Below are 16,476 nucleotides of genomic sequence, written 5' to 3'. Positions count from 1 at the left end.
ACAGCTATCACAGCTATCACAGCTATCACAGCTATCACAGCTATCACAGCTATCACAGCTATCACAGCTATCACAGCCCAATTATACCATTTTTAATATATTTACACAACAAAAAACAAGCTTCTTCCGTCAATAAAAGTTGGAAATTTTTAATTATCCATAAAATGTCAATATGTTATGCTGTTTTGAATAAAAAAGAGAGGTTTCCCTCTCTCAAATCTAGATTTTTTCGAGAATATAACAACAGCCTTGCACCTCTTGAAATGAGGAACAAGGCTGTTTCTTAATCTTTTGCATTCATTGTTCAACAATAAACAGTTCTTATTTTGACTAAACTTTTAGTCTTCTTTTTTCTTTCCAAGAGCAAGTCCGAGACCGCCTAGCATACCAAGAAGTCCTAGAGATGCAAGAGTCACATTTGATTCTATTCCTGTATTTGGTAATACAGTTTGAGAATTACTTGATTTAACTCCATTATCAATAGCATCTGGAGTATCTTCATGATTTGCATTCGGAGCAACTTCATCTGGAATTGGAGTTGTTGGTGTAGCTGTATCGTAACCAGAATCTCCATTAGCATCAGGTGTGACTGGCGCAACTGGAATTGGAGTTGTTAGCGCAGATGTATCGGGACCAGTATTTCCATTAGTATCAGGTGTAACTGGAATTGTATTTGTGTTTGAACTTACTTTTCTGAAAATGTGAGTAATTACTGGTTCATTTTCAGAAATCACAGTTCGTACAAATTCATATCCAGAAATTAATCCATGTTCAGCATCCTTTTCACTACCTGTCTTAAGGGATGGTTTCAATACATTTCCATCTTCATCAATCCAGCGAATCTCAATCATTAACTCTGGCAATTCAATTGAAGCCGGTAATACACCGTTTTCAAAAATTGTTACCTTAGCTGGATTTTCTACTGGAACTTCCACAGCTGGTTTACCTGGCTCAGTAATCTTACCTGTACCTGGTTTTTCTACATCTGCTATATCACTGTTTGGTACTTTACCCTTACCATCTTCGCCTAGGATTTCTACCTTAGTTCCTAGTGGGTATGTTGAGCCATCTTGTTTCTTCGGTGTTGCTGTATCGTCACCTGCCTTAGGATCTTGTTCTAACTCTACTTTTGGTTCTTTCGTTTTCCCATAAGTTCGAACTGTTGTAGGAGTTACCTTACCTGTTTTTGGATCAACTTCATAGGTAGTGGTATCAATTACATCACGACCTTCAGAATCTTTAGATTGTTCAACCTTAGTTTTCGCACCAACTTTAACGATTGTCTTGCCTGCCGGGGTGACGACTGGATTACCAACGTGTTCTGTGATACGACCGTCCTTTGGATCTACATCATAAGTGGTTGTGGTAACTGTTTTACCTCTTTCACCCTCAGTACGCTGATCTGGTGTACCAAAGTCTTTTTCAACATCTTTAACGTATTCCACTTCTGGTTCAATCGGAGTTTCTACGACTTTGTCTTTGGCTGGAACTTTAACAATAGTATTAGTTGGTTCTTTCGTACGAACTGATTGACCTTCACTTGCTGTAATCTTTCCAGTATTAGGATCCACAGTGTAAGTTGTTGTGATAGTGTCTTCACCATCTTCACCTTTAACAGTAGTTGGGGCTGTACCTTTTTCTTTCGTATCATCTTTTTCATAGACAACAGGGGATGGTACAGGTCTTGTCTCAGTCTTTGGTTCTTTCGTTATTCCATAAGTTCGAACTGTTGTCGGAGTTACCTTACCTGTTTTTGGATCAACTTCATAGGTAGTGGTATCAATCACATCACGACCTTCAGAATCTTTGGTTTGTTCAACCTTAGTTTTCGCACCAACTTTAACAATTGTCTTGCCTGCTGGGGTGACGACTGGATTACCAACGTGTTCTGTAATATGACCGTCCTTTGGATCTACATCATAAGTGGTTGTAGTAACTGTTTTACCTCTTTCACCCTCAGTACGCTGATCTGGTGTACCGAAGTCTTTTTCAATATCTTTAACGTATTCCACTTCTGGTTCAATCAGCGTTTCTACTACTTTATCCTTAGCCGCGACTTTAACTATTGTTTCTGTTGGATTTACTATTACTGGATTTACTTCATTTGAAATAACTTCCCCATTATCTGGATTTACTGTGTAAGTCGTTGTCGTTGTCTTACTTCCGTCTTTTCCTGGGACAGTAATATTATCTTGACCTTTTTCGCGACTAGCATCTTTTTCGTATTTTACTGGGGATGGGATTGTTTCTACTTCTACTTTATCTTTCAATCCATTTTCTTTAAATGTTTCTTTTGTTGTATGCTCTATTATGTTTCCATTATCTGGATTTACTGTATATGAAGTTGCTGTCTTCACAATGTTATTTCCATCTTTAGAAGTTACTACTGTATCTTTCGCTGCTACTTTAACGATAGTAGTTGTTGGATTTACTATTATTGACTCTCCTACATGTGCAATAGCTTCTCCATTGGTTGGATTTACTGTGTAAGTCGTTGTGGTGGTCTTACTTCCAGCTTTTCCTAGAACAGTAATATTATCTTGATCTTTTTCGCGACTAGCATCTTTTTCGTATTTTACTGGGGATGGGATTGTTTCTACTTCTACTTTATCTTTCAATCCATTTTCTTTAAATGTTTCTTTTGTTGTATGCTCTGTGATGTTTCCATTGGTTGGATTTACTGTATAGGTAGTAACTTCTTTGACAATGTTATCTCCGTCTTTAGAGTATACTACTTTATCTTTTGCTGCTACTTTGATAATTGTATCCGTTGGATTTACTATTACTGGCTCTCCTACATTTGGAGCAACTTCCCCATTATTTGGATTTACTATGTAGGTCGTTGTCGTTGTCTTACTTCCATCTTTTCCTGGAATAGTAATATTATCTTGACCTTTTTCCCTACTAGCATCTTTTACGTATCTCTTAGATAATGGGATTCCTCTTACTTCTACTTTATCCTTAGCTGGAACTTTAACAATAGTATTAGTTGGTTCTTTCGTACGAACTGGTTTTCCTTCGCTTGCTGTAATCTTTCCAGTATTAGGATCCACAGTATAAGTTGTTGTAATTGTATCTTCACCCTCTTCACCTTTGACGGTAGTTGCTTCAATACCTTTTTCTTTCGTACCATCTTTTTCGTAAACTACTGGAGATGGTACTACTCTCTTCTCAACAGTTGGTTCTTTCTTTGTTCCGTAAGTAGTTACTGTTGTAGGAGCTACCTTACCTGTTTTTGGATCAACTTCATAAGTTGTAGTCTTGATAACTTCACGACCTTGCTCATCCTTGCTACGCTCAACCTTAGTTTTAGCTCCAACCTTAACTATTGTTTTACCAGCTGGTGTGACCACTGGGTTACCAACCTGTTCTGTGACTGTTCCATTATTTGGATTAACGTCATACCTTGTAGTCGTTACAGATTTTCCTTTTGCTCCTTCTCTAGGCTCGTCTGGTGTACCAAAGTCACGAGTGTCGTCTTTTTCATAAACCACTGCGGGTTCAATTGGTGTTTCTACTACTTTATCCTTAGCTGCGACTTTAACTATTGTTTCTGTTGGATTTACTATTACTGGCTCTCCTACATGTGCAATAGCTTCTCCACTGTTTGAATTTACTGTATAAGTCGTTGTGGTGGTCTTACTTCCGTCTTTTCCTGGGACAGTAATATTATCTTGACCTTTTTCGCGACTAGCATCTTTTTCGTATTTTACTGGGGATGGGATTGTTTCTACTTCTACTTTATCTTTCACCCCATCTTTCTTGAATACTTCATAAAGTGTATTTTTAGTAATCTGTCCTGTAGCAGGATCTTTCATACTCACAGTTGTTGACTTAATGATGTCATCTCCGCGTTTACTATATACAGCAGTTTCTCCAACTTTTTCTACAGATTTAACTGTTGTAATTTTTTTATCTTGATAACCTGTCCCATCTAAAGAAATTCGTTTCCCAGATATAAACTCTGATCGTCTATTAATCATATCGGCTTCAAAATAAGAACGTGAACTATGACCTCCACTGGTTCGTCCAACATTTATAACAACATCACTATCATTGCTGACACCTTTTCTTATCGTCGAATCATTATCAACAATATAATGAGTCAATTTCCCAGACTTAGCTATTTTTTTGCTATCTAAACCTTTTTGCCAAAATTCACGTTTGGAAACCAAACTTGTCACTACTTTTGGGGCATTAAATGTTGTTCCTTTTTTTAATACATTATTATAAAAGTTTCTATAAGCCAACTGTTCTTTAGTAGACATGACTCTGCTGTCAGAATATGCCAACTGATAGGCTTCAACCATTGCCCGTTGTACTAAATATCCTCCTAAAGAATGGCCTGTCAAATAAAGATTGGTAATACTCTTATCTTTAGCTAGTTCACGCATGATATTTTCTGCATCTATCCCCTGTTGAGGATTTCCTCCAGTCCCTAGAGTTATATCTGCTTTAATATCTTTCGCATCACTTGTTCCACGAAAGGCTAATACTTGTGCAGTTCCATTTGGTAAATATAAGAAATCACTCTTAGTTTCATACAAGACAGCATCTAGTCCGCTAGATGTATGATAACTTTTCTTCCTTTCCCAATAAGGCCCCAATTCCTTATTCATCATCATATATTCGTAACGTGGTTTCCTATCACCATTCTTTTTATATAACTCTGATTCTGTTAAGGGTTTCGTATGATCCAACACTCTATCAATATAATTATCATCACGGTAGGACAATTCCATGAACATAATCATATCGCGCTCACTGACATTCCATTTTAATTTTTCATCTGGCTTTTCTTTACTGTCAATAATACCATCACCATCAGTATCTTCTAGTAAGGGATGACTATTATAGCCTACATATTTTTTCCCACCTTTTTCATAAATATAAAGTTCTTCTTTATCCTTCAAGTAATCATCATCTGTATAGGCTTCTGGACTTAACTTAGGGCCGTTTAACAATAAACTATCAAGCTTATTGCCTTCTGAACCGATTACTCCTGCTTTTATTTGCTTAGCATACTCATCAGTTAATTCATACTTTTTAACCTCGGAAGGATTTGATGTCGCTCTCACCGCTGGAGTGCTTGATCTGTCTTCACCTGCCACGAAATCCCTTGTGGTCAAGCTATTATTTTCCTTATCCCCAGATGTGACGGGTTCTGTAGTCCTTGTAGATCCTATTGGAACATCTCTGGTATCTAACTCAGAAGAAGGATTATTTTGATTATCTGATATAGGTTGCACTGCTTCTCTTTTCTCCACAGAAGGTAGAGAATTTTCCGTAGAAGCAAGCACTCCCTGAGATGGTGTAAACAAGGCAATTCCTATTAATACAGAAGCCACTCCAACAGAAAACTTTCGAATCGAAAAACGTTGACGTTTATTAAAAATATCTTTCATTTTACCAACTTTCTTTCTAGCTATTTTTTACAAAATAGAGGCTTCTAATATTTTCCCTTGACAGAATACTAGATCGTTTCTTGACTAAAATTTTAGAGCTTTTCCTCTACTTTATCATAAACTATCACATTGATTTCTAATCATAAAAAAATGGATCGATTAATATTAATAAAATATCAGTAAAATATAAAAAAATGTAAATATTTTACTTTCAACACTGCCATTATACCATAAAAAATCATAACGCTCATGTGTTTTAAAAAAGGTTTGTCAAAAAGTCTTCAAAATCAAAAAAAGCATAATATCAGGTCTTGAAAACCTTGATACTATGCATTTTATCTTATACCATTTACTAGATTTGCGACTACTATTGAATTTTTATCCAACTCTGTCAAATCTAGATTTTTTCTTCTTTGATATCAATCACAATCTCTTCTGATTGGTCAAGAGCTTCAGCCTTTTCTTGCCATTGTTCCTTGAGATTATTGAATTGATTTTTTGATGCTTCTGTCGCTTGGCGGGCACATGATTTAGCTTGAGCAAGGACACTGTCCACAGTGATTTCACCTGACTCAACCTGTTCTTTGGTTTTCAGAACAAAATCTGTAGCCTGCTCCTTAACTTCTGTCAGTTTTTCACAGACTTGCTCCTTGGCATACTCCGGATCTTCTCTCAAATCATCTAGAAAATCTTGAGCCTGACTGCAAACTTGTTTGCCCTTGTCGCTTGTTAAAAACAAGGCAAGAGCTGCACCTGAAACGGTTCCTAAAAGGATTGAGGATAGTTTACCCATAAGAATTCTCCTTTTTATTTTTTGAAAAATTTACTTGCAAGACGAAGAGCTGACAAACTTGCTCCAGTCTTGAGTGTTTTTGAACCAGCTGATGAAGCTTTCTTACTCAAGACACGCGCATGGTCATTGAGGTCTGAAACAGATAGAGATAAATCTGCAACTGCACTAAAGAGTGGATCAATCGTTGCTACCTTGACATTGATATCATCTGCCAAGACATTGACCTTAGCCAGCAATTCATTGGTGTGATGCAAGGTCACATCCACATCTGAAGTCAAGGTTTTAATCGTCTTCTCTGTTTCATCGATAACACGTCCAAGCTTTTGTACAGTAATGATTAGATAGACTAAAAAGACAATCAAAGCAAGGGCTACAAGAATATATGCAACTTCTAACATTTAGTTTTCCTCCTCTGTAATATAGTAAGGGGCCTTCTTTCGATTTTGATAAAGAATGATAAAAATACCGAGACCGATAAGGACAACTGAAAGCCATTGAGACACTCGAAGTCCAAAGAACATGAGACTATCTGTCCGCATGCCTTCAATAACCATACGACCGAAACCATACCAAATCAAGTAGAAAGCAGTGATATGACCTCGTCTGAGACTCTTCCATTTTCGTCTGGCAATCAGAATCAAGGCAAATCCAAGTAGATTCCATAGAGACTCATAAAGGAAGGTCGGCTGACGGTAACTCCCTTCAATATACATCTGATCACGGATAAAGGCAGGTAGATAATCCAGATTATCCACTGCTGCACCGTAAGCTTCTTGGTTAAAGAAATTGCCCCAGCGTCCCAAACTTTGGGCAATCATAACGCTTGGCGCCGCGATATCTAGAAAATCCCAAGTATTGATGAGTTTACGATCAGCAAAGATATAGAGGACAAGGGCACCAGTAATCAAACCACCGTAAATGGCCAAACCACCATTCCAAATGGCAAAAATCTCTCCCAAATTCTGACTATAGTAATCAAAACGGAAAATGACATAGTAGAGACGAGCTCCTAAAATAGCCAAGGGAAAGGCTATCAAGATAAAATCTAAAATATCGTCTGGTATAATCTTCTTTCTAGGCGCTTCTTTCATGGTCAAATAAACCGCAAGAATCAAACCTATCACAATACACAAGGCATACCAACGAATGGCTAGAGGACCTAGATGAATAGCAATTGGATCAAGCATTAGGCACCTCGTTTTGAGCAATAAGATTTGTCAAGCGTTCTTCGAACAAACGCGTCGCATCAAAGCCCATTTCCTTGGCACGATAATTCATGGCAGCTGCCTCAATCACAACAGAGATATTTCGACCTGTTTTAACTGGGATGCGGATACGAGGAATGGCTACGCCAGAAATTTCTAGTTCCTCTGGATTGTTACCAAGACGATCAAAGGTCTTATGTGTATCGTAATTTTCCAAGTAAACAGCCAACTGGACTTGTGAAGAATCCTTGACGGCACTGGCACCATAGAGACTCATAACATCGATAATCCCGACACCACGAATTTCAATCAAGTGTTTCAAGATTTCAGCTGGTTCACCCCAAAGAGTAATCTCGTCCTTGGCAAAGATATCGACACGATCATCTGCCACCAAGCGGTGTCCACGTTTGACAAGCTCAAGACCAGTCTCACTCTTACCGATTCCACTGTCGCCCTGAATCAAGACACCCATCCCATAGATATCCATCAATACTCCATGCACACTGGTACGTTCTGCCAAACGAGAATCCAGATAGCTAGATAACTCTCCAGACAAACGACTAGTAGCCGTACGGCTAGTTAAAATGGCAATCTTACACTCTCTTGCCGCCTTTAGCATCTCCTCTGGAACCACCAAACCACGGGCAACAATGACCGCAGGTGTCTCAGGTAGAAACATTTTTTTCAAAACTTCATAGCGGCTGTTGGAAGGCATGCTGATCAGATAAGACCACTCCTTCATCCCCAAAAGTTGAATCCGCTCTGGCGTATAGTAGTCAAAATAGCCTGTCATTTCAAGACCAGGTCGCGTAATATCCGCTGTATTGATTTCCTTTTCAAGCAATTCTGGTTCGCCATAGACAATGTCTAGTCTAAGCTTTTCAATCACTTCTTTTACTAAAACCGACATCATTTCCTCCTTCAATCGAGTTCTTTTTACTATTATATCAAATTGTCCTTAGAAGTTTCAGATTTTTGCAGGCTTTGAAGTATTTATTTAAAAGAAAAAGGACTAGATTTCTCCAGCCTTTCATTTCTAATTAGAATTTTTTACGTTTACGAGCTGCTTCTGATTTACGTTTACGTTTTACAGAAGGTTTTTCATAGAATTCACGTTTGCGTGTTTCTTGAAGAGTACCAGCTTTAGTAACCGCACGTTTGAAACGACGAAGTGCGTCGTCAAGAGATTCATTCTTACGTACCACTGTTTTAGACATTTTTTTCACTCCCTTCAAGTTCAAGATCTATTCTATTTTACACGTAAAGGGAATAATTGTCAAGAAAAAACTGCCATAAACTTATATTATCTTCAATTTTAATCTTGTTAAAATTGATTAACATTTATAGATGGAAATGATATAATAGTGGCACATATTGATTAACAAAAATTAGTATTATTTAGAAGTGAATCTATAACATGAAAAGAATCATAAAAATTTGCCCTGTAGTCAGTATTTTAGTTGTAATTTGTTTATTGCTAGGAATTCTTACTACCTTTTTGGGAAGTGTAATGTATGACTTATTTGCATTTCATTCAAAGCCAATTTATTGTTGGCAATACTTTAGTGGTACATTTATGCATGGAAGTAAAGAAGCACCAGTATGGTTTATATGGTTTCATTTAGTTTTAAATACTTTAATGTTACTTCCTTTTGGTGGGCTATTGGAGTATAAAAGGGGATCAAAATATGTATTTTTAGTTTTTATTACTTCTATGGTAATATCTTCAATTGTATTCCATATATTAACACAGAATCAAGAAATTCAGGCATCGGGTATCTCTGCTATTGGCTATGCTTTTGTAACGGGTGGGGTGATGAGTATGTTTAGTATATGGAAAAATTTCAATTTAGGATTAAAACTATTTTATATCCTTTTAATCGTTCTATCTCTCACCATGCTTCTACCAAATATAACAGGCTGGATTTCAACCTTTCTTCACATGTCAGGAATTGCTAGTTATATCATAGTTTACAGCATCAACAACTGTCTTAATAAAAATCGTATAGTATCATAAGAATAGTCAATACAATTATATCAAAGTTTACAGACATTTAAGAATTTTCTATTGGATGCCTTTTTATATGAAATATCGACAACTGTTACGGTGATTTACAGAAAAATTTCTTTTAGCAAGATAGTGAACATTTGAAGTAAAAAGCCACTCACTCCAAAGAGCAAGTGGTTCTTATACTTTTTATTTTTCAAGTAAGCTAAGGGCTTCAGCATCCGCAATAATCGTCACATCAGGGTGATTTTGGAGGCTACTTGCAGGTAGGTTCTCAGTCACTGGACCAGACACGGTTCCGGCAATGGCTTCTGCTTTTGATTGACCGTAAGCAAAGAGAATAATAGACTTGGCATCCAAGATGTTTTTAATCCCCATTGAGATAGCTTGGGTTGGAACATCTTCAATCTTGTCAAAGAAGCGAGCATTGGCTTCGATAGTAGACTGGTCAAGCTCTACTAGATGTGTTTGACTGTCAAATGGAGTACCAGGCTCATTAAATCCGATATGTCCATTGCGACCGATTCCCAAGATTTGCAGATCAACTGGATGGTCAGCCAAAATTTGATTGTAGCGTTCTACTTCAGCTTCAGCATGATCCTTAACCCCACGAGGCAAGAAACTTTCTTTAAATGGTTTTTGGTTGAACAAGTTTTCTTGCATGAAGTGACGGTAAGACTGAGGATTGTCGCCATCAAGGCCTACATACTCATCAAGGTTGACACTGGTTAGATTTGAAAAATCAAGGTCACTTTCAACGATTTCCTTGTAAAATTCAAGCGGACTGCTTCCTGTCGCAAGTCCCAATGTTTGAGCGCCATTGGCTAATTTTTCCTTCAAAATCTCAAACGCAACTTTTCCACCTTCGACTTGGTTTTCAACTTTAATGACTTTCATCTTTTCATCCTCCATTTCTATCTATATTCATTATATGGTATAGACCAATTTTTGTCAAGTGAAAACGATTTAATTTCTAAAAAAAGAGCGCCCAAACTTGAAACATGTTATAATGGATAGGATTAGAACTTAGAAAGAATGATGAATAAAATGAATACAGCTGATTTTGATTTCCACTTACCTGAGGAATTGATTGCCCAAACGCCTCTTGAAAAACGGGACGCTTCTAAACTCCTCATCGTCAACCGTGAGACAGGAGAAATGCAGGATAAACACTTCCACTCTATTATTGATATGCTGGAACCTGGTGATGCCCTTGTCATGAACGACACCCGCGTTCTCCCTGCCCGCCTCTATGGTCAAAAGGAAGAAACTGGAGGCCATGTGGAACTTCTCCTGCTCAAAAATACTGCCGGAGATGAGTGGGAGGTTCTGGCAAAACCTGCCAAACGCCTCAAGGTCGGTACTCGTGTCAGCTTTGGTGATGGTCGCCTCAGTGCTGTCGTTACAGAAGAATTGACCCACGGGGGCCGTATTGTCCGCTTTGAATACCAAGGAATTTTCCTAGAAGTTTTGGAAAGTCTGGGTGAAATGCCGCTACCTCCTTATATCCACGAAAAACTGGATGACCGTGAACGCTATCAAACCGTTTACGCCAAGGAAAGTGGCTCTGCTGCTGCACCGACTGCTGGATTGCACTTCACCAAAGAACTGCTGGCAGAAATCCAAGCTAAGGGTGTTCATCTAGTCTATCTGACTCTTCATGTCGGGCTTGGAACCTTTAGACCTGTTTCAGTTGACAATCTGGACGAACACGAAATGCACTCAGAATTCTACCAACTTTCTGAGGAAGCGGCTGCCACTCTTCGCTCTGTTAAAGAAAATGGAGGCCGTGTCATCGCTGTCGGAACCACTTCTATCCGCACCTTGGAGACTATTGGTTCCAAGTTTGATGGGCAAATCCAAGCAGATTCTGGCTGGACCAATATCTTTATCAAACCTGGCTATGAATGGAAGGTTGTGGATGCCTTCTCAACCAACTTCCACCTGCCAAAATCAACTCTGGTCATGTTGGTTTCTGCCTTTGCAGGCCGTGAATTAGTCTTAGATGCTTATCACCATGCCATCCAAGAACACTACCGCTTCTTTAGTTTCGGTGATGCCATGTTTATCTACTAATTTTCACAATCAAAAAGCGCATATTATCAAGGTTTTATAAAGCCTGATAGTATGCGTTTTGTAATGGATAAAGAATTAATTTATTCTAAAGTTCGAATCTTTCAAACTTTGAACACTGGCATTGATCACCGCACCGACAATCAAAATCTTAGCGATGAGAATAAACCAGAACATCATGACCACCACGACGACGGAACTGAAAAAACGCACGTCTACTAAGTGATTGACATAATTGTTAACATAGACTGAAAAGATATTGAGCAGTAAGGCCAGAGTCAACAAGACAAAGGCACTACCTGGTAATACATGTCGAATCCGTCGCACCTTGACATTAGGCAGAAAATAATAAAGCATGACCAAGATAGCAAAAATCAAGGAATAGACCAAGGGGCCAGTTAGGTCTTGCAGATAATCAAAGAGAGGACCATCCGATTTCCAATAGCTTTTGACAAGGTTGAGGAGCATGCGGCCAAAGACACTGAGAAAGAGAGCTAAGGCAAATAGAATCTGCAGACCAAAACTGACAAACAAACTCATGAGCTGATGGGAAATCATTCCACGATTTTTTGCTACTCCGTAAGCTTTATTAAAGGCTTTTTGTAGGAAATTCATGGATTTTGAAAAGGTCCAGAGGGCTGACAAAACCGCAAAACTCAATAAGCCCGTTGACGGTTGGGTCAGCACCTCTGTAATAATCTTTGCGACCACATCAAACATGGTATCTGGCAAAAATTCATTGATAACCTTTAAAAAATTAGAAACTGGAATCTGAAAATAAGGGAGGATATTGACCACCACCAAAAGCAGGGGGAAAATCGAAATCAACCAATAGTAGGCCACTGCGACGCTGGTCAACTCACTATCTGATGCTTGATAATAATGTAAAAAAGCTTTTAATAAGGGCTTATCTATCAGCTCTTTCCACCACTTCTTCATGTCACACTCCTTCACTTACAATCTTATACTCAATGAAAATCAAAGATCAAACTAGGAAGCTAGCCGCAGGTTGCTCAAAGCACTGCTTTGAGGTTGTAGATGAAACTGACGAAGTCAGTAACCATACCTACGGTAAGGCGACGCTGACGTGGTTTGAAGAGATTTTCGAAGAGTATTAACTAATTTCTTCTTACCAATTCCACCATATCATAAGGCAGGGTATTGGCAGCTTCCTTGAGAGAATAGTTCTCTAAGTTATTGACATTTTGTCGTAACTTCTTGGCATACTTGGTCGTAATCAATCGTTTTTCTTCGTATTCGAAAATCAACTTGCGCTCCAGATAATAGCCTCTCAGCATTTCATCGATATTGTTGGGTTTGACACGATTGATAACCCGTTCGACAAAGGCTCCACTGGTAATAATAGCTGTTTCTCGAAGACGAGAATCCTGCATGAAGCTGATTAAAGAGCTCTTATAAACCCCTTTTAGGTTCTCCAAACTTTCGATAATCATCTCTGTATTTTCTAGATAAAGCTCTGCGATTTGATCATAGTCAAGGGCTCTGAGTTTCTGTGATTCTTCATTTTTCCAACTGCGAAAAGTCTTGCCAAGAGTAAAGACTTCGTGAAGGAGAAAACGTAAAATCCGCAAGGAAACAAGGAAATAATAGGTCAATCGTGACGCAAACTTACGATTGATACTTTGTTCCATGTTTTTCAGATAACGTTGGTAGACTCGATAAGCACGCTCACTCATCTTGCCTTCTTCGTAGGCCTGTTCTAAACCATCACTTTCAATACTGAGGATGAGAAGTTTCAAGGCCTCCCAGTCTTCTTGAGCCCCCTTATTTTCTTGGCTCAGGATGAGATTTTCAATACGTCCATGATAATTATCAATAGCCGCATAGAGGGGAAGTTTATTTTTGGTGTCTTCCAACTCTTTTTCCAACTCTAGCGTTACTTCATTCAAAATGGCGATATGCATGAGATAATCCTTGCTTTCTTCCTGTTCATCAGAAAGATGAGGCAAGACCACGAGGCCTGTTAAAAAACTTACAAGCGTCACACCTGCGACAAGGAAAAGCAAGAGAGGGTACTCCTGCTCTAGATTACTTGGTATCAGAAGGATCGTAGCAATCGACACCGTTCCCTTGACACCTGAGAAAGTCAAAAGAAGCATGTCCTTCATATACTTATTTAGCTTTTTCTTGAGACGTCTAGTCCTATAAGCATAATAGCCATAGATCATGACAAAACGAATGGCAAAGAGGACAAAGGTAAGGGCTATAAGAGATACCAATAACAGTAAGGGATTATAGATTGGATTGGTCAAGATAGGCTCTGCTATCATTTCCAACTCCATCCCTAAAATCACAAAGACAGAACCGTTCAGCATAAAGTTCACTGTATGCCAGACCGTCTCGGTCACCGTATCCACTTGGGCTTCGAGGAGCGTAATTTTCTTAAAACGGCTTGCCTTTAAAATCCCAGCAACTACAACGGCAATAATCCCTGAAACGTGGACTTCTTCTGCCAGAAAGAAGGTTATCAAGGGCAAACTCAATTCCAGAAGGAGCTCACTAGCAATATCCGTTGCTCTCACACTTAGCAAGAAACTATGGAGGAAACGGTTGGTCATGGCTGTTAAAAAGCCAATCAAAAAACCGCCTAGGATTGAAAAGATGAGCGAACTACTCGCTTGCCCAAGGGAAAAGGACCCAGTTGTCCAAGCTGTCAAAGCTACCTGAAAGGCAACCAAGCCAGAAGCATCATTCAAGAGTCCTTCACCCTTGAGAATATTAGACACGCGCTTTGGAAAGCTAAACCGCTCCGAAAGAGAGGCAAAGGCCACCAAATCCGTAGGGCCAAGTGCCGCCCCAACAGCCAAGCAAGCCGCCAAGGGAAGACTGAGCCAAAGAAGATGAGCCAAGCCACCCAAACTCAGGGTCGAGATGAAAATCACTGGAAATATGAGATAAACAATGATTCGCCAGTGTTTTAAAATAGCCGTAATATCTGCTTCCTCCGACTCTCGGAAAAGCAAGGGCCCGATAACCAGTGCCAAAAACAACTCCGTATTGAGGTGAAAGTCGGTATTGGGTAAAAAGAGACCAATCACAATTCCCAAAAGAATTTGCACCAAAGGGAGAGGCAAAAAGGGCAGGAGCTTATTGGTTGTACTTGAGACAATCAAAACCAGTAAAAATAGGATGAGGTAAATCAGTAATTCCACGCACGACCTCCTTAATCTTTTTTACAACAAGATTCAAAAATCTCCTTCTGCTCTTTGATTTTTTGGTCAATCTTGGAACAATCCTTGTGCTCAATTTTTCTCTGACACCGTTCCATTTCAAGAGCAACTAATTTTTTCTTGATTTTAAGCATTTTTTTGCTCATATGTGCTTGGTCTAACACACCCACTGCTCGTTCGTGGTGGGTTGATTCAACAAAATTCTGACGCATGGCATCCAGCTTTTCACGTAGGTATTGTTTATCCATGTCTATATCTCTCTAATTTTTCAATCATTACTAAAAATGGCGGGTTATTAACTTGGTTCAGGGTTCGGTAAATGGCAGCTGTATACTCTTGTTGGTTCAACTGGCTGACAAAATCCAAGACAGCATCTCTCTCGATGTCGCCTCCTTCATGACCATAGTAGATCATAATAGCAATCCGTCCACCTTTGGCAAGTAAGCCACACAGCTTTTCTAATGCTTCAATCGTTGTCTGAGGTTGGGTAATGACTGACTTATCAGCTGATGGCAGATAGCCCAGATTAAAAATCCCTGCCTTGGCTTCTGTCACAAACTGGTCCAGTGTCTCATGACCTTGCAAGATTAACTGGGCATTTGTCAGGCCAGCTTGGTTCAAACGCTCTTGGGTCTTTTCCAAGGCTTGCTCCTGAATATCAAAGGCATAGACTTGCTTGGCTAATTTAGCTAGAAAAAGGGTGTCATGACCATTTCCCATAGTCGCATCCACTACGATATCGTCCTGAGTTACAACCTCAGCCAAAAAATCATGTGCCATTTCAAGTGGTCTTTTCATTTTCAAACTCCTGTTTTACAGCCTTGCATCCTTGAACACTTCCACGACGTCGCATCTCCATCTCAATGCTGTTGAGGACTTCCCATTTATTGAGGCTCCACATAGGACCAATCAGCATATCTCTAGGTGCATCTCCCGTGATTCGATGGATGACGATATGCTTGGGTATGATTTCCAGTTGATCACAGATGACCTTGACATATTCGTCCTGGCTCATCAATTGTAAACGTCCCTCATGGTAATCTCGTTGCATACGCGTATTGGTCATCAGGTGAAGCAAATGCAGTTTAATCCCTTGAATGTCGTTATCCGTAACACAGCGACGGACATTTTCAATCATCATCTCATGGGTTTCACCAGGCAAGCCATTGATCAAATGAGAAACAATCTCAATCTTGGGATACTTTCTCAAACGCTTGACCGTTTCCACGTACAATTCATAGGAATGGGCACGGTTAATCAGATCAGAGGTTGCTTCATAAGTGGTCTGCAAACCCAATTCAACCGTCACATGCATGCGCTCAGATAACTCAGCCAAATATTCGATGGTTTCATCTGGTAAACAATCTGGGCGCGTTCCGATATTGATTCCTACTACACCTGGCTCATTGATAGCCTGCTCATAGCGCTCTCGGATGACTTCCACCTTTTCATGGGTGTTGGTAAAATTTTGAAAATAAACCAGATACTTCTGAACATCTGGCCACTTGCGGTGCATAAAGTCAATTTCCTTATAAAATTGCTCACGGATAGGCGCATCCGGTGCCACAATGGCATCTCCAGAACCAGAAACCGTACAAAAAGTACAGCCCCCATGAGCCACAGTTCCATCACGATTGGGACAGTCAAATCCCGCATCAATAGGGACTTTAAAGGTCTTTTCTCCAAAGAGTTTTCGATAATAATCATTCAAGGTATTATAAGATTTCATAACTTTCATTATAACAAAAAACACCCACAATCTCAAAAGCCTGACTTTCCTATAAATTCCTCTGTTTCTCGT

14 protein-coding genes are annotated in these 16,476 nt (G+C 39.3%); 2 read left to right on the top strand and 12 right to left on the bottom strand.

All coding sequences use genetic code 11. The features are described 5' to 3' along the window. Positions 1–338: 338 nt before the first annotated feature. From N8M20_RS09365 to rpsU, 6 genes are all read right to left on the bottom strand, one after another. The gene (locus N8M20_RS09365) at positions 339–5,405 is read right to left on the bottom strand and encodes a G5 domain-containing protein (RefSeq protein WP_261080406.1); all 5,067 of its coding nucleotides are present in this window, start codon (positions 5,403–5,405) and stop codon (positions 339–341) included. 397 nt (positions 5,406–5,802) lie between these two features. Continuing rightward, positions 5,803–6,198 carry a YtxH domain-containing protein gene (locus tag N8M20_RS09360; RefSeq protein WP_261080405.1) on the bottom strand — a complete coding sequence of 132 codons (396 nt, stop codon included), beginning with the start codon at positions 6,196–6,198 and terminating at the stop codon, positions 5,803–5,805. A 14-nt stretch (positions 6,199–6,212) separates the two neighbouring features. Further along, positions 6,213–6,596, bottom strand: coding sequence for a DUF948 domain-containing protein (locus N8M20_RS09355; RefSeq protein ID WP_000895040.1), 384 nt, complete (start codon positions 6,594–6,596; stop codon positions 6,213–6,215). Further along, positions 6,597–7,385 (bottom strand): prolipoprotein diacylglyceryl transferase, encoded by a 789-nt coding sequence (lgt, locus tag N8M20_RS09350; RefSeq protein WP_261080404.1) that lies wholly within the window; start codon positions 7,383–7,385, stop codon positions 6,597–6,599. Continuing rightward, on the bottom strand, positions 7,378–8,313 hold the full coding sequence (gene hprK / locus N8M20_RS09345; RefSeq protein ID WP_261080403.1) for an HPr(Ser) kinase/phosphatase: 936 nt from the start codon (positions 8,311–8,313) through the stop codon (positions 7,378–7,380). The genes lgt and hprK overlap by 8 nt, the downstream gene beginning before the upstream one ends. Before the next feature lie 130 nt (positions 8,314–8,443). After that, the gene (rpsU, locus tag N8M20_RS09340; protein ID WP_000048054.1) at positions 8,444–8,620 is read right to left on the bottom strand and encodes a 30S ribosomal protein S21; all 177 of its coding nucleotides are present in this window, start codon (positions 8,618–8,620) and stop codon (positions 8,444–8,446) included. Positions 8,621–8,820: 200 nt separating this feature from the next. On the opposite strand from rpsU, the gene N8M20_RS09335 reads away from it, so the two are divergent. Continuing rightward, positions 8,821–9,420: a rhomboid family intramembrane serine protease gene (locus N8M20_RS09335; protein ID WP_261080402.1), complete on the top strand. Its 600-nt coding sequence runs from the start codon at positions 8,821–8,823 to the stop codon at positions 9,418–9,420. 180 nt (positions 9,421–9,600) lie between these two features. Here N8M20_RS09335 and N8M20_RS09330 read toward each other — a convergent pair whose 3' ends face one another. Further along, positions 9,601–10,308, bottom strand: coding sequence for a glucosamine-6-phosphate deaminase (locus N8M20_RS09330; protein ID WP_261080401.1), 708 nt, complete (start codon positions 10,306–10,308; stop codon positions 9,601–9,603). 150 nt (positions 10,309–10,458) lie between these two features. On the opposite strand from N8M20_RS09330, the gene queA reads away from it, so the two are divergent. Further along, on the top strand, positions 10,459–11,487 hold the full coding sequence (queA, locus tag N8M20_RS09325; protein ID WP_001090137.1) for a tRNA preQ1(34) S-adenosylmethionine ribosyltransferase-isomerase QueA: 1,029 nt from the start codon (positions 10,459–10,461) through the stop codon (positions 11,485–11,487). Positions 11,488–11,562: 75 nt separating this feature from the next. Here the strand turns inward: queA and N8M20_RS09320 are convergent, their stop codons facing one another. From N8M20_RS09320 to mnmL, 5 genes are all read right to left on the bottom strand, one after another. Then, positions 11,563–12,423: a YihY/virulence factor BrkB family protein gene (locus tag N8M20_RS09320; RefSeq protein WP_261080400.1), complete on the bottom strand. Its 861-nt coding sequence runs from the start codon at positions 12,421–12,423 to the stop codon at positions 11,563–11,565. Positions 12,424–12,602: 179 nt separating this feature from the next. After that, the gene (locus N8M20_RS09315; protein ID WP_261080399.1) at positions 12,603–14,657 is read right to left on the bottom strand and encodes a cation:proton antiporter; all 2,055 of its coding nucleotides are present in this window, start codon (positions 14,655–14,657) and stop codon (positions 12,603–12,605) included. An 11-nt stretch (positions 14,658–14,668) separates the two neighbouring features. Next, positions 14,669–14,923, bottom strand: a complete 255-nt coding sequence (locus tag N8M20_RS09310) for a hypothetical protein (protein WP_000361085.1) — start codon at positions 14,921–14,923, stop codon at positions 14,669–14,671. Further along, on the bottom strand, positions 14,916–15,473 hold the full coding sequence (gene mnmM / locus N8M20_RS09305; protein ID WP_261080398.1) for a tRNA 5-(aminomethyl)-2-thiouridylate-methyltransferase MnmM: 558 nt from the start codon (positions 15,471–15,473) through the stop codon (positions 14,916–14,918). Before mnmM ends, N8M20_RS09310 begins: the two co-directional genes overlap by 8 nt. Further along, positions 15,457–16,413: a tRNA modification radical SAM protein MnmL/YtqA gene (gene mnmL / locus N8M20_RS09300; protein ID WP_045606008.1), complete on the bottom strand. Its 957-nt coding sequence runs from the start codon at positions 16,411–16,413 to the stop codon at positions 15,457–15,459. The genes mnmM and mnmL overlap by 17 nt, the downstream gene beginning before the upstream one ends. Between the last annotated feature and the right edge of the window lie 63 nt (positions 16,414–16,476).

The organism is Streptococcus mitis (genome assembly GCF_946190275.1).
Taxonomy (GTDB): domain Bacteria; phylum Bacillota; class Bacilli; order Lactobacillales; family Streptococcaceae; genus Streptococcus; species Streptococcus mitis_DC.
This window is presented reverse-complemented; position numbering and strand designations above follow the sequence as displayed.